The organism is Gracilinema caldarium DSM 7334 (assembly GCF_000219725.1).
Lineage (GTDB): Bacteria > Spirochaetota > Spirochaetia > Treponematales > Breznakiellaceae > Gracilinema > Gracilinema caldarium.
Map to the genome: position 1 here is coordinate 1,892,962 of NC_015732.1, position 13,330 is coordinate 1,906,291.

General features: G+C 42.6%; 19 protein-coding genes. 11 read left to right on the forward strand and 8 right to left on the reverse strand.

Annotated elements, in window-relative coordinates:
* Positions 1–8 precede the first annotated feature (8 nt).
* Positions 9–452, reverse strand: a complete 444-nt coding sequence (gene mraZ, locus SPICA_RS08595) for a division/cell wall cluster transcriptional repressor MraZ (protein WP_013969141.1) — start codon at positions 450–452, stop codon at positions 9–11.
* Between the two features lie 187 nt (positions 453–639).
* Here mraZ and SPICA_RS08600 point away from each other — a divergent pair, with 187 nt between their 5' ends.
* Positions 640–885 (forward strand): hypothetical protein, encoded by a 246-nt coding sequence (locus tag SPICA_RS08600; RefSeq protein ID WP_013969142.1) that lies wholly within the window; start codon positions 640–642, stop codon positions 883–885.
* Positions 872–1,609: a DUF8091 domain-containing protein gene (locus SPICA_RS08605; protein WP_013969143.1), complete on the forward strand. Its 738-nt coding sequence runs from the start codon at positions 872–874 to the stop codon at positions 1,607–1,609. Before SPICA_RS08600 ends, SPICA_RS08605 begins: the two co-directional genes overlap by 14 nt.
* Positions 1,610–1,684: 75 nt before the next feature.
* Here the strand turns inward: SPICA_RS08605 and SPICA_RS08610 are convergent, their stop codons facing one another.
* The 3 genes from SPICA_RS08610 to SPICA_RS08620 form a co-directional block, all read right to left on the reverse strand.
* Positions 1,685–2,404, reverse strand: coding sequence for a flagellar filament outer layer protein FlaA (locus tag SPICA_RS08610; RefSeq protein ID WP_013969144.1), 720 nt, complete (start codon positions 2,402–2,404; stop codon positions 1,685–1,687).
* 10 nt (positions 2,405–2,414) lie between these two features.
* The gene (locus tag SPICA_RS08615) at positions 2,415–3,167 is read right to left on the reverse strand and encodes a flagellar filament outer layer protein FlaA (protein WP_013969145.1); all 753 of its coding nucleotides are present in this window, start codon (positions 3,165–3,167) and stop codon (positions 2,415–2,417) included.
* Between the two features lie 121 nt (positions 3,168–3,288).
* Positions 3,289–4,185: a hypothetical protein gene (locus SPICA_RS08620; protein WP_156789648.1), complete on the reverse strand. Its 897-nt coding sequence runs from the start codon at positions 4,183–4,185 to the stop codon at positions 3,289–3,291.
* A 24-nt stretch (positions 4,186–4,209) separates the two neighbouring features.
* On the opposite strand from SPICA_RS08620, the gene SPICA_RS08625 reads away from it, so the two are divergent.
* Complete coding sequence (locus SPICA_RS08625; protein ID WP_013969147.1) at positions 4,210–5,208, forward strand: class II fructose-bisphosphate aldolase; 999 nt, start codon at positions 4,210–4,212, stop codon at positions 5,206–5,208.
* Between the two features lie 100 nt (positions 5,209–5,308).
* Here the strand turns inward: SPICA_RS08625 and SPICA_RS08630 are convergent, their stop codons facing one another.
* Positions 5,309–5,971 carry a hypothetical protein gene (locus SPICA_RS08630; protein WP_013969148.1) on the reverse strand — a complete coding sequence of 221 codons (663 nt, stop codon included), beginning with the start codon at positions 5,969–5,971 and terminating at the stop codon, positions 5,309–5,311.
* Between the two features lie 128 nt (positions 5,972–6,099).
* Here SPICA_RS08630 and infC point away from each other — a divergent pair, with 128 nt between their 5' ends.
* From infC to SPICA_RS08665, 7 genes are read left to right on the forward strand one after another with little or no spacing between them, the layout of a single operon-like run.
* Positions 6,100–6,618 (forward strand): translation initiation factor IF-3, encoded by a 519-nt coding sequence (gene infC, locus SPICA_RS08635; protein ID WP_013969149.1) that lies wholly within the window; start codon positions 6,100–6,102, stop codon positions 6,616–6,618.
* A 17-nt stretch (positions 6,619–6,635) separates the two neighbouring features.
* The gene (gene rpmI / locus SPICA_RS08640) at positions 6,636–6,836 is read left to right on the forward strand and encodes a 50S ribosomal protein L35 (RefSeq protein WP_013969150.1); all 201 of its coding nucleotides are present in this window, start codon (positions 6,636–6,638) and stop codon (positions 6,834–6,836) included.
* An 18-nt stretch (positions 6,837–6,854) separates the two neighbouring features.
* A complete protein-coding gene (gene rplT, locus SPICA_RS08645) occupies positions 6,855–7,214 on the forward strand; it encodes a 50S ribosomal protein L20 (RefSeq protein ID WP_013969151.1) in 360 nt (119 codons plus the stop codon).
* A 3-nt stretch (positions 7,215–7,217) separates the two neighbouring features.
* Positions 7,218–7,748 (forward strand): cell division protein ZapB, encoded by a 531-nt coding sequence (locus SPICA_RS14840; RefSeq protein WP_013969152.1) that lies wholly within the window; start codon positions 7,218–7,220, stop codon positions 7,746–7,748.
* A gap of 10 nt (positions 7,749–7,758) precedes the next feature.
* Positions 7,759–8,079, forward strand: a complete 321-nt coding sequence (locus tag SPICA_RS08655) for a cell division protein ZapA (RefSeq protein ID WP_013969153.1) — start codon at positions 7,759–7,761, stop codon at positions 8,077–8,079.
* A complete protein-coding gene (gene manA / locus SPICA_RS08660; protein WP_013969154.1) occupies positions 8,069–9,301 on the forward strand; it encodes a mannose-6-phosphate isomerase, class I in 1,233 nt (410 codons plus the stop codon). The genes SPICA_RS08655 and manA overlap by 11 nt, the downstream gene beginning before the upstream one ends.
* A gap of 9 nt (positions 9,302–9,310) precedes the next feature.
* Complete coding sequence (locus tag SPICA_RS08665) at positions 9,311–9,793, forward strand: YaiI/YqxD family protein (protein WP_013969155.1); 483 nt, start codon at positions 9,311–9,313, stop codon at positions 9,791–9,793.
* Here the strand turns inward: SPICA_RS08665 and SPICA_RS08670 are convergent.
* Both SPICA_RS08670 and SPICA_RS08675 read right to left on the reverse strand, forming a co-directional pair.
* Entirely contained in the window at positions 9,753–10,982 is a 1,230-nt protein-coding gene (locus SPICA_RS08670; protein ID WP_013969156.1) for a GAF and HD-GYP domain-containing protein, read from the reverse strand. The two genes, SPICA_RS08665 and SPICA_RS08670, sit on opposite strands and share 41 nt — an antisense overlap.
* A gap of 20 nt (positions 10,983–11,002) precedes the next feature.
* A complete protein-coding gene (locus SPICA_RS08675; protein ID WP_013969157.1) occupies positions 11,003–11,281 on the reverse strand; it encodes a peptidylprolyl isomerase in 279 nt (92 codons plus the stop codon).
* A 78-nt stretch (positions 11,282–11,359) separates the two neighbouring features.
* Here SPICA_RS08675 and SPICA_RS08680 point away from each other — a divergent pair, with 78 nt between their 5' ends.
* The gene (locus SPICA_RS08680; RefSeq protein WP_013969158.1) at positions 11,360–11,848 is read left to right on the forward strand and encodes a hypothetical protein; all 489 of its coding nucleotides are present in this window, start codon (positions 11,360–11,362) and stop codon (positions 11,846–11,848) included.
* A gap of 2 nt (positions 11,849–11,850) precedes the next feature.
* On the opposite strand, the gene lpdA is transcribed toward SPICA_RS08680, so the two are convergent.
* Positions 11,851–13,305, reverse strand: a complete 1,455-nt coding sequence (lpdA, locus tag SPICA_RS08685; RefSeq protein WP_013969159.1) for a dihydrolipoyl dehydrogenase — start codon at positions 13,303–13,305, stop codon at positions 11,851–11,853.
* Between the last annotated feature and the right edge of the window lie 25 nt (positions 13,306–13,330).

Here is a 13,330-nt window from a genome sequence, read left to right on the forward strand (position 1 = left end):
CTACTCCTTTATAAAAACACTGAGCTAAGTTCTTCCGCAGCAGAACGGAATTCAGCCTCATTTTCATCCCAGTACTGCTTATACTGATCCGCATCCCAAATTTCTATGTATTTATCAATTCCTAAAATGACACATTCACGATTTAGTCCAGCAAATTCACGCAAACTTTGTGGAATAGCAATACGTCCAGCCTTATCAATCTCTATCTCCTGGGCAGGAGCAATAATTCTTCGCTGCACCATACGCGAACGAGCTTGAAAGGGAGAAGTGGTTTCCATCAGTTTTCGAGAAAGGAGCTTCCATTGCTCAGGTGCAAAAAGCCACAGACACTTATCCACCCCCTGCGTCATTACCAGAATATTTCCTGACAGTTCTGACCGCAAACGAGATGGTAAGCTAAGGCGTCCCTTTTCATCCAAGGTGTTTTTAAACTCACCGGTTAACAATTCCATTCCACTTTTTCCTATTTTTTCCCACTATTTCCCACTAAGATACATTATTGACACATAAATTTCCTCCGTCAATACAAAGGAGAAAAGAAAAGATTATAAATAGTAATTTTTTATTTATTTTTACTACACCCCTGTTTAGTAGCCAGTGATTCTTGCAAATCCATAAAAAGACAGGTATGTTTTTATTATGTATAGTGAAGAGTACTTTATCGTGTATCCCGAGGGAGATATACAACAGGCTCCCGGAAGACTGTCTATTAATCAGTTAGTGGATATCAATGGATATCCTGTATCGTTACCTTTACAAACTAATAAACAGCTTGTGTATCGAATTACTCAAATAACCAGAAAAGAACAACGGAGAGGTTGTGAAATTTACCATTATCTCGAGCAATTAACCGCAGACGAGCTTTCAGAATATGTCAGATTTTAGCCGGGAAAGCACCCTTCACAATCAATTAAAGGAGCTGTACGCTGGCACCGAAGGACAGGTAGAAGTACCAATAGAGACTTTTATATGTGATTGCAGAACTAAACATGGTGAACTGATTGAAGTTCAAACCAACAGTTTTGGACCGCTTCGGTATAAACTACAAATCATTGCCAAAAACTACTGTATAAAAATTATTCATCCTATCGTTCGAAACCGAATTATCGAAACCTATTCGGCAGATAGGGTCCTTTTACGAAAACGGCTAAGTCCTAAAAAAGGGAGCATATGGGATCTGTTTAAGGCCCTTATTTTTGCTCCCGAGTTGATTATACATAAAAATATTATCTTAGAGTTAGTTGCCCTTGATATCACTGATACTCGCATAGAAGATGGAAAAGGTTCCTGGAGACGAAAGGGGATTAGCCTGAAAGACAAGGCCCTCCTTTCTTTACATGACACCCGTACACTTTTATATCCTGTGGATTATCAGAGTTTTCTTCCATCTTGTATTGGGGAAACCTTTACCATCCGGGATTTTTATAACGGTATCAAAGATTGGCAAATATCCCATCCCCCTCTTTCTTCAAGTCTATTTTCTGAGCCAATACTAGAGCCACTCAGTTATTCTACAGCCCAAAAAGCGATTTATGTACTACATCGGATTGGGCTCCTGAAACGAACAGGCAAGAAGGGTAATTTTTATCTCTATCGAAAAAACTATTAAAAAGACCGCCCTCTATAAGGGCGGTCTATTATTTAAGTGAACAAAATGCTATAAATAGTAGGAAAAATCAGCTTCTTACCAGCTATCGACCATATCATCAGGATCCCGATTTTCTTCAGCAAAGAGATCCGTTACAGCTCGCAGATCATCTAGATACAGATAATAGCTACCATAAGATTCCATAGGATCGCATTCAACCTTAAAACCGGTTACTTTAATCCCCATCTGGGAATTATAATGGTAATCCCGCTGAATAATTCCATTTCTGCCATCTGGCGCCTGAGGTGGAATAGCTACAGTTAACTTTTTCCATCCCTGAAAATTGAGTTTTCCTAAATAAAGCTCATATTCTCTGCCAAAGAAATCCTGAATCATAATTTTCAGAGTATGATTATAATTTCGACCTACGACCCAAACAGAAATGGTTTTCGTAATACCTTCTATTGGAATTGGCCGCAATGGTAAAAGGATGAAGGTGTTATATCCCCTCCGAAGGAAATCGATCCGCGTACCAAGCACATATTTATCAGGAATATTAAGATCCTTCTCTTCAGGGATTGGCTGTTTGCCCGCAGGAGAGCCTTCAAAAAGGCGGGTTGTGGTAAAACCTTCATCTGAAGACATCTTAGAAATCCAGAATCCTGCCTGTTCGAATTTATCTACAGATACTTCTTTCAGCTTCTGCTGAGCTGATTCGACACCAACCTTCTCAGGGTTAGGGGCGCCAACCTCGGTCTGGGCAAATAAAATTGAAGCAATGGTTACAAGGATGACGGCTAATATACTTCGCTTCATGACGGTCTCCTTAATTTTTTGCATTTGAACCAGAGGTCCACAATTCCTGGACCCGTGCGGGATCGGCTAGCTCATCGCCGTCAAAGAGAGTTTCAAAGGTATCGGTTAATACCTTAATTTGATTAATATACACTTGGAAATCATCCACCCGTTCTACAGGACGAGTCCAAATACGGAATTTCACCAAGGTTAAGCCCTGCCGTTTAGGAAGGGTTCGTTTTTCCTGGGGAATATTGGAAGGAATATTGATACGAAGATTCTTCCAACCTTCAAAATTCAAATCCCCCATATTTATAATATGTACTACACCTTTATAATCCCGAATGTAAGCTTCCAGGTAAAAATTAAAGTTTGCACCCCAGACCCACATATCAAGTAATTGTACACGGCCAGGAATCGGGATCTCTGCAGGATTTTCATCCTTATCATCCTTTGCAACAGGATATATATCGATCCAGTTATACCCTTTTCGGTCAAAACGGCCCCAGACGCCAAGGCTTTTTATATCCTTGCCTTCCCGATTATAGCCATGAATTGCAGCAGGCCATGTATTGATGTACGCAAGTTTCGGAAAGGTCTCCTTATCCGTTTTAGTTGCAAATTTGCTTGCTGTTACCTTCCAGATATACCCGGAAGATCCGTCAAAATTCTCTAATATACGTGATTCAAGATTTACAGCCTTTTCTTCTGCAGCATAGACAGATAGAACTGTCAAACATACCGAGAGAGCTAGGCATACAGCTTTGAAACCGCCGTGTTTCATCCCTTACTCCTTTTGCCGATCATCGTTGAAAGGTGATTGTATAAGATTATATTTCCTTGCACTACCTTTGTCAAACCTTAACTGTAAATAATGTATCATTTTCTTTTATCGTCCTTTTTTCTTAATTAACAGCACTTTTTATCATATAAAGCACTGAAAGTAGCTTCTTTTTTATATTTTTATTATAAAAAGTAACTATTTCTTTAATATGTGGCCATAGGGTATCATCAAAAACTGCAATTACCGATGGCGGAAGAAGACCCTTATGAATACCTGAAAATAAAATAAGCGGCACTGTATTATTTTGTAAAGAAAGCTCCTCTGGGAAAAGTATAACTGAAGAATAGTTTGTCAAATTTTTAGTTATATTCGTTATAAGGGATAATCCTTGTAAAAAACCAATTTCTCTTAGGCTCTCATTACAAGTCTCTACAAAACCTTCGACAGTTATATCATTAATCGTGGATGGAATAAACAGGGCCGGTGGTTTTCCAGTTTTCATAGCCAAAGGTCCAGCTATTTTTGCAGCTCGTTTTGCATCAATCTGATAATTTATTGAAAAATCTTTACCCCATATCACAATCACCATTTTGGGATTCTTACGTTTTAACTCTGCTGCAACCGATTCATACCGAACTGGAGCTATGATGAAACTATTTGACACGATTTTTTTTTCTAAAAAGTTCAAACACTGGGTTTTATCAGCAACCTGTGGTACATAAATGATTTGAACAGGTCTATATAAACGGATGCTAGCCTTAATGGTTTGCCATAGAGCTCGATTTTTGCCATATAACAGCATTTCAAGTTCATCGCTAAGAATAAAAACTTTAGTTCTGCTACAAAAAAGACAACCTACTGCAAAAAAAATGAGGCTTACTATTAGAATGATATATCCTTTATATGTATTACCCCTTATCATAAAAGCTCCTATAAAACTATACCATAAAAACTTGTTATAAAGGAAGGTTATACCATCCTTGACCAAGGGCTCTGGGTAGCATAAAATTACAGTCATTCTATTTGTATAAGGAGAGTTTCCATGACCAGCTATAAAGAACTCGGTCTCGTAAACACCGTCGAGCTGTTTAAAAAGGCAGTGAGCGGCGGATATGCTATTCCAGCATACAATTTTAATAATATGGAACAGCTCCAGGCAATCATTCAGGCCTGCGTAGAAACCAAATCACCTGTCATTCTCCAGGTATCTTCCGGTGCACGGAAATATGCAAACCAGACCCTACTCCGCCATATGGCCCGAGGAGCCGTCGAATATGCTCATGAATTGGGATATGATATCCCCATAGTTTTGCATCTAGATCATGGTGACAGTTTTGAACTTTGTAAGGATTGTATTGAATCGGGTTTCTCATCGGTCATGATCGATGGGTCTCACCTACCCTATGATGAAAATGTGGCGCTAACCAAGAAGGTCTGTGAGTTTGCCCATTCACGGAAAGACTATGTTTCCGTAGAGGGCGAGCTTGGTGTTTTGGCAGGCGTAGAAGATGATGTATCTGCAGAACACAGTCACTATACACAGCCAGAAGAGGTTGAAGATTTTGTACGGAAAACTGGGGTTGATTCTCTGGCTATTTCCATTGGAACCAGCCATGGCCGCACTAAATTCAAACCCGAACAGTGCACCCGTGATGCCAATGGAATCCTCATTCCCCCACCCCTTCGTTTCGATATCCTTGAAGAAATTGAAAAGCGGATCCCTGGCTTCCCAATTGTGCTCCATGGATCTTCATCGGTTCCGATTGAATATGTAAAGTTGATAGAAAAGTATGGTGGAAGCATGAAGGATTCGGTGGGTATCCCCGAGGAACAGCTACGCCGAGCTGCCAAGAGCGCTGTCTGTAAAATCAACATCGATTCCGATGGCCGGCTTGCGATGACCGCCATGATCCGCAAAGTATTCGCAGAAAAACCTGATGAGTTTGACCCCCGCAAGTACCTAGGCCCCGCCCGGGATGAGCTTAAGAAGCTCTATATGCATAAGAACATCAACGTATTAGGTTCTGCAGGAAAAGCTTAAGCACTTACCAGCTTACCAGGACACTACTTGCATCACTTACAGCGTGACAGGTGATGTCCTGGATACCAAGTTCCTGAACAGAGAAGTGTAATGCTTTGTTTCAGGGGCTGTCATTATGATTTCCTAATGAGTGATCAAGGCCTCTTTGTTGTACAAATCTCCAATAGTTCGTGACAAGGTACCACACCCCAGGTAGAAAGCTTACAATAGCTGCCAGTACTGCGACTAGATAAAGCTTTAAAAACCATGCCCAGTAGGCTGTAGTTGCAAAAAGAGGCAATACATATGCCATTGCATAGAAGAAAAATGAGAAAAAACCAATTTCTTCTTCTGCCTTTTCAAGAAGCCATGGAATACCAATGCTAAGAGCTCCCCATAGTCCTGGAGTAAGCACCAAAAGGATCCCATCTTTATAAATATTCCATTGAATACTTTTTACAAGAGCCATAGGAATAAGCCATATGAGAATGAACTGGTTTATTTCAATATAAATTTGATGTTTGTAGCGAATCTGGAGTAGATATCTGAAGCATAGCGGAATAAGTACCGGAAGAGCTATTACATCAATAAATCCATGGATCCATTGGATAATTCCAAAAGAGCCTTCAGGAACCAGCTGTGGAAAGAAAAATGCTAGTATTCCCATAACAGTTCCACCAAAGATGGCAAGGATCATACCTTTCTTTTCCCTATCCTTTGGCTGTTGAAGGGCTTCTACAAAGAGATATAACGCAGGAATCCATAACATGCTGAAAAGTATCATAACTGTAGCCTATCATGGGTATAATAGTGAAAGCAATAGGACTGGACATAGTAGCTGCTTATTTGATATAGTTTTGAGAAAGTCGTACGCACATGCCCCGTTGTGCTCACGGCTTATGAGGAGGTCAGTTGGCAGATAAGGATTTGCGGATCAATGAACAGATCCGGGTACGTGAGGTTCGGCTCATCAGTGACGATGGGGAACAGCAGGGTATTGTTCCTACATTAGAAGCGCTCCGGATGGCCAAAGAACAGGGTTTAGATCTGGTAGAGGTAGCACCAAACGCTAATCCACCGGTTTGTAAAATTCTGAACTATGGCAAGTTCAAATTCGAAAATGAAAAAAAGGTTCGGGATTCTAAAAAGAAGCAAAAGCTTCTTAAAATAAAAGAAATCCGGATGCAGCCCAAGATCGATGATCACGATCTGGATTTCAAGTCGAAACACATTCGCGAATTCCTAGCTGAAGGCAATAAGGTCAAAGTTACCGTTCGATTTCGTGGACGGGAACTTGCCCATACTGAACTCGGACTTGACGTCCTTAAGGACGTATTACAACGGATAGAAGGGGAATATGTCATGGATAAACCACCCTCAATGGAAGGTCGTTTTATGTCCATGGTTTTAAGCCCTAAATCCAAGAAATAATTTAGAGGGATGGCGCCATGCCGAAGATGAAAACCAAGAAAAGCGCAGCCAAGCGCTATTCGTTTACCGGATCTGGTAAGGTTAAATACAAGAAACAGAACCTTCGCCACATCCTGACTAAGAAAACGAGCAAGCGGAAGCGGAATCTCCGCCATGCCGGTATTTTGTCCAGTGACAATGTTCCGGTGATCAAGAAGAAGTTATTACCTTACGGTTAAGGAAGGAGTGGTTCCCCCATGTCAAGAGCAGTAGACGGTACCAGAAGAAAGGACCATCGTAAAAAAATTCTCAAGTTGGCGAAAGGCTATTGGGGCCGCCGCCACTCAAACTATAAGGTTGCAAAGGATGCGGTTACCAAAGGCCTTTTTTATGCCTATCGTGATCGCCGGGACCGGAAAGGTGATTTCCGTCGGCTCTGGATCATCCGTATAAATGCAGCCTGCCGCGAAGAAGGCCTTTCCTATTCCCGCCTGATCGATGGTTTAACCAAGGCCGGTGTTGCCATTGATCGGAAAGCTCTCGCTAACCTGGCAATCCAGGACAAGGTTGCTTTCAAGGCTGTCATTGAAAAAGCAAAGGCATCCCTAGGAGCATAAGGTATGATAACCCTCGAGCAAGTGAAACTGCTGGAAACCAAAGTTTCAAAAGCTATAGACACCATTCAGCATCTAACTGAAGAAAACAGGCTGTTGCGGGAGAAACTGGAAGGGTACCAGAACAGGATCAATGAGCTCGAGGTGTTCATCCAACGATTTAAAGATGATCAAAACAAAATTGAAGCTGGCATTATTTCCGCGTTAGATAGGCTTAATAAATTCGAAGATATACTCGAATTGGAATTACAGGTAAAGCAAAACAACGATTCCTCAAAAAATCCTTCCGTATCGCCTGTAGTTGGATCAGCAGTTTCAAATCAACCCAGCAGCAACAGTTCATCACCTGAACATATTACGGTTCAGAATACAGCTCTAGATCCAAATTCTGATGAAGCAATATTAGCCATCCTGGAACAGGAAGAAAAAGCTCGTCAGAACACCGCGGCTCCACATTCGATTTCTGGAAACTACAATTCAACTGCAGGAATCGTAACCAATCAAACAGCCTCAGGGGCTGAGCTGGATATTTTTTAAGAGGAGCACTATGCCGAAGGAGGGATTACGGATCGATATCCTCGGCACGTCCTTCACCATAAGGGCTGATGAGGATCCGCTCTATCTCAATGCCCTCCTCTCTAAATTTCAGACCGTTGTGGATTCAGTTCAAAGAAATACGGGCCTTACGGATCCCCTCAAATCTGCTATTGTCGCTGGTATTATGCTCTGCGATGAGCTTGAAAAACAGCAACGTAAAATGAATAGTACTTCATTACAGGGAAAGCAGGAGTCTAAAGAAGTAGAACAGCTTCTTCTAGATCTTATCACCCGAATAGACTCTAGTTTACAACAAAAACATGAACAATAAAAAGAAGCCAAACTTTTATCTACTCAAAAACCCGATACAGCGGTATGCCTGGGGATCAAAACATTGGATTCAGGATCTTCTTGATTTATCAGAACAGGACCGGCAAGGTCCTATGGCAGAACTCTGGATGGGGGCCCATTCACGATCCCCATCTATTGCTTTTACAGATGAAACTGAGCAACCCCTCGACAAGCTCATACAGGAACATCCTGTACATTTTCTTGGTGATACAATAGCCCATGATTTTTCATCTCTACCCTATCTTTTTAAGATTCTAGCAGCAGCTTCTCCCCTTTCCATTCAAGCCCACCCTGATAAACAACAAGCAGAGCAGGGTTTTGCACGGGAAGCTAAGGCCGGAATCCCGCTCTCTGCAGAAAATCGAAATTATAAAGATTCAAATCATAAACCTGAAATTATCTGTGCTATAAGCCCCTTCACTGCCATGTGTGGTTTTCGTACACAGGCTGAAATTGCAGAATTGCTTTCCTTATTAGATGTGACAGAACTAGAACAGAGTCTTGTGGCTATTCAGCAAATAGATAGAAAAGAAGCCTATCGGGATTTTTTACTCAGTCTTTTTTTACTACCTCAGCAAACTCGAGAGCGTATTACCAAACACATCCAGGCTAAATTACCCAAACTCGAACAAAAACATCCTCGTTATGCAAAGGAGTGGGAACTTATTAACCTATTCTGTACTCTCTATCCTGGTGACAGTGCTATCATCTCACCATTATATCTAAATGTTCTTTCTCTGAATCCTGGGGAGGCGATCTTTTTACCTGCGGGGGTTTTACATGCTTATATTCATGGGTTTGGGGTAGAGCTTATGGCAAACTCTGATAATGTATTGCGGGGAGGCCTTACCCCAAAGCATATTGATATAAAAGAACTCTTAAACATCATACGATTTGAATCTTTTAAACCTGCGGTTCTTTCAGCTCAGAAAACCCAACAGGGTTATCATATATATCCCAGCCAGGTACGAGAATTTTCATTATTTCACGTTGCTGTGACTATGGATAAAGCACAACAACTCATGCCAGGGACACCAATTATCCTTATTGTCCTAGATGGGTGTGTCAGTATCGGGACCGAACAAGAAAAGAAGACACTACAAAAAGGGATGAGTGTGTTTTTACCGGCAGAACGTGAGCAGCTCATTCTTGAAGGCTCTGCACATATTTTTGGAGCCACAACTGGTGAAGGGACAAGGTAAAACGACTATATGAAAATTCTTGTCGATGCTGATTCTTGCCCAAAATCAACAAGAGAGACTATTATTCGAGCTTTGAAACGGACAGGAATTCAAGGAATATTTACAGCTAACCGTCCTATTCCCGGGATTCCCTCTGATGGAATCTGTAAAATGGAGTTGTGTAAAACCTACCATGGGGCCGCAGATGACCGTATTGTAGAGCTCGCAGAGCCGGGAGATCTTGTTATCACACGAGATATTCCTCTTGCGAGCAGGCTCGTAGAAGCCCATATTTCGGTTCTCGATGATAGAGGGCGGCTTTACACTAAGGAAAACATTAGAGAACGGCTCTCACTACGGGATTTTATGGTAGGTCTTGCTGAACAGGGTTTAGGTCCTGAACGAATTGCCAATTATGGGAAAAAAGAATTAAAGGCCTTTGCCGATGGATTTGATCGGGAGCTTCAACGGCTTATTCGGCAGGCTCAGGATACATATCCCGGATCTGTTTAATATTAGGTAGAATTTCAAAAAACATTGCTACAAGTTCTGGATCAAATTTAATCCCCGACTGCTTACGGATCTCATTATAAACCGCCTGTTCTTCCCACGCTTCTTTATATACCCGTCGGGAAGAAAGGGCATCGAATACGTCAGCTATGGCTACAATGCGTCCACCCAAGGGTATTTCAGTACCTTTTCGTCCTAATGGTTTGCCTTCACTATCAGTTTTAATTGGTTTAAGGGTAAAAGGATCGATCCAGCCGGGATAACCAGATCCATCCCAGTTTTCATGATGAGTCAAAGCAATTTCTGAGGCGATTACATCCAAGGGAGATTGGATATCATCAAAAAGGCGGGCTCCAAAATAGGTATGACCTTGCATGATGGCATATTCTTCAGGTGTAAACTTTGCAGGTTTCTTCAAGATAATATCCGATATTGCAACCTTTCCTACGTCATGGAGCATGGCAGCAATTTTTAACGTGTCCCGGAATTTATCACGTTCAAGTTCAGGAATTTTATGATGATAAGCCCAGCGATCATAGAGTTCTACCGCATAGCCTGCAACCCGGTTAACATGAGCACCGGTTTCTTTAGGGTCTCGAAGTTCAGACATTTTAATCATTCTCAGTATCATAGCCCGGGTCATATAGGCCCGTTGCAAAGCTACAGTAGCATTGACCGCAAAATGAGATATCAGTAATTCATCTTCCTGAGAAAATGGAATAATCGATCCCGATTCATCCTTAGCATTGATAACCTGAATCACCCCAAGCAGTTTATTTTCTGCTGTTTTGAGAGGTACCGTTAGCATACTGGTTGTTTTATAACCGGAAATTTTGTCGTATTGGGTGTTATACGAAAACGGAGAATCTGTGGGAATATTATACACATCCTTTACATTCAGGATTTCTTTGGTTTGCGCACAATAACCAGACAAAGTTTTATCATTTATCGGAATAGTAAAGACAGAGTAAATAAGCTTTTGCCCTGGCGGTAGAGCCTTTTGAAGAGTATCATTCTGAGAATACTTTATAGCAAGTTTGTCCCCATCCTTTACATAAATAGATCCTGCATCTGCATGGACAACCCGGCGGGCTTCGAGGAGAATCCGCTCAAGAAGCAGGTCCAGATCCTGGATCTGGTTCAGTTCTGAATCGAGCCGTATAATAGATTCGAGGTTTGTCCGCCCTTTCATCCGAATAAAATCCTTTATTATTACTCTTTCCGTCCGGTACACTTAATTATATGATATCCGAACTGGGTTTGCACGATATCACTGACAGAACCTGGAGAAAGGCGTTTTACTGCGTTTTCAAAGGGGGCAACCATTTTTCCCGGACCAAACCATCCCAAATCCCCACCGGATGATTTTGATGGACAGGTTGAATATTCTCGGGCTAGAGACTCGAAGGATGCTCCCTGGCGGATTCTTTTAAGCAGTTCCAAAGCCTGATTCCGGTCCTTTACAAGGATATGACTTGCTCTCCATTCCATGTTGTTCCTCCTTGCTGTATCTGCTACTATTGTGGCATGATATAGTCCCTCAGTGCAAGGGTATTGGAGGTAGATTGGATGGGAATACGTAAGTTTTTTGGTAATCTTTTCATCATATTTGGGATTCTTAATATAGCCAATTTTTGGGCACCTCGTCCCATTCCCACAGTAGGGCCTTCGGCATTTATCATTGGGCTTTTACTTATTGGAACCGGTATTTTTTTACGATTAGAACGGGACAGTTCAGGAAATATACAGTGGGATCGTTTTTTGGCTCTTTTTCAAGGATCAAAGACTCAGAACAACAGCAGCAGGATGCGGGAAGATAAGCAAAATATTTCTGATACTAAATTGTCGGATCCCCTCATTGCGGTGAGGGTTCTGAGGCTGGCTGAACAAAAACAGGGGATCCTGAGCATTTCCCAGACTGCCATGGAACTCAATATTCCCCTTGGAGATGCAGAAGCGGGTCTCGATGAATGTGTTGCCCGGGGAACCGCAACAATTGAAGTGGACCCTAACACTGGTCTTGCCTATTATCGGTTCCCCGAATTTTTACCCAGATAAAACTACAGATGTATCGCCCGATCCAGGGCTGAAAGGGCACCCTCCTTCACTCCCTCCGCCAGGGTAGGATGGGCATGAATCATCGCTGCCACTTCTTCCGCTGTGAGCTCATTTTGGCTTGCCAGAAGCAGTTCATGGATTAAGTCGGTAGCTCCGCTGCCAAGAACCGAAGCCCCAAGGATTTCTCCGGTAGCCGGATCGGTTAACAGTTTTACAAAGCCCTCAGGGTGCCCCGTTGCCACAGCTTTGCCGATCGCACGGAAGGGAAAGGTTGAACTTTTATAATGCAGACCCTGTTTCTGAAGTTCTGCTTCCTTAAAACCGAAGGATGCATTCTGGGGTTCACAGTATACAGCCTGGGGTACAAAATGCTTGTCAATCCTGGAGAGATGGGGATTGGGTCCTTTTCCCAGTACATAGGCTACCCGTTCTGCCACCACTTCCGCCTGGGCTGAGGCTACATGGGCTAGCTGGGCTTCCCCGGCCACAATATCACCCACCGCATAAAGCCCCTGGGCATCGGTTTCATAATAATCGTGAACCTGTATATATCCCCGGTCGAGTTGTATCCCCAGTTTATCTAGACCAAGGTTTTCTGTATTTGGACTTCTTCCGGTGGAAACGAGGAGCCGGTCTCCTTCAAGGATGGCCCGATCTTTTTCTTGCTGCTGCGGAGATCCCTCTATCTGAGCTGGTTCTATGATTAAACGTAAACCGCCCGAATCTGTTTTTTCCAGCCTGACCGCTTTCATGCCCGTATAAAAACGGACACCCCGTTTTTCAAAGACCGCCTTTACCGCTGAAGATACATCAGCATCCTCCATGGGAAGGATACGATCAAGCATTTCTACCATCGTAACCTCCACACCAAAGCTGTTCATGATATAGGCAAATTCCATCCCAATAGCTCCAGCCCCAAGAATGATGAGCCGTTGAGGCAGGTCTTTCATCATAAGGGCTCCGGTCGATGAAATCACTTTCGTTTCATCAAACTCAAAACCTGGAATGAGGCGGGGACGGGAACCGGTGGCAATAACAATTGCATAGGCAGACACCTTTTTATATTCTTTACCCTCCCCATCGGTTATGGAAAGGGTGTTTTTATCTATAAAGGATGCGGTACCCGAAATGATATCGACCTTATTCTTTTTAAGAAGGAAATCTACCCCCTTAGAAAGCTTTTCCGCGGCGGTACGACTAAAGGCCTGAACTTTGCTATAGTCAAAACCGGTCGTATCATAGGTAACACCGACCTTGGCAAGTTCCTCTAAAACCGAATAGCGGGTCGCCTGTTCAATGAGTGCTTTGGAAGGGATACAACCAATATTAAGACATACCCCGCCGAGCTTATCCCGTTCTACCACGGCAGTTTTTAAACCCAGTTGGCTTGCCCGAATAGCCCCTACATAGCCAGCGGGGCCAGCCCCAATAAACAAGATGTCATAATCAAATTGCATACCTACTCCTCATTTCTGCTCTTCA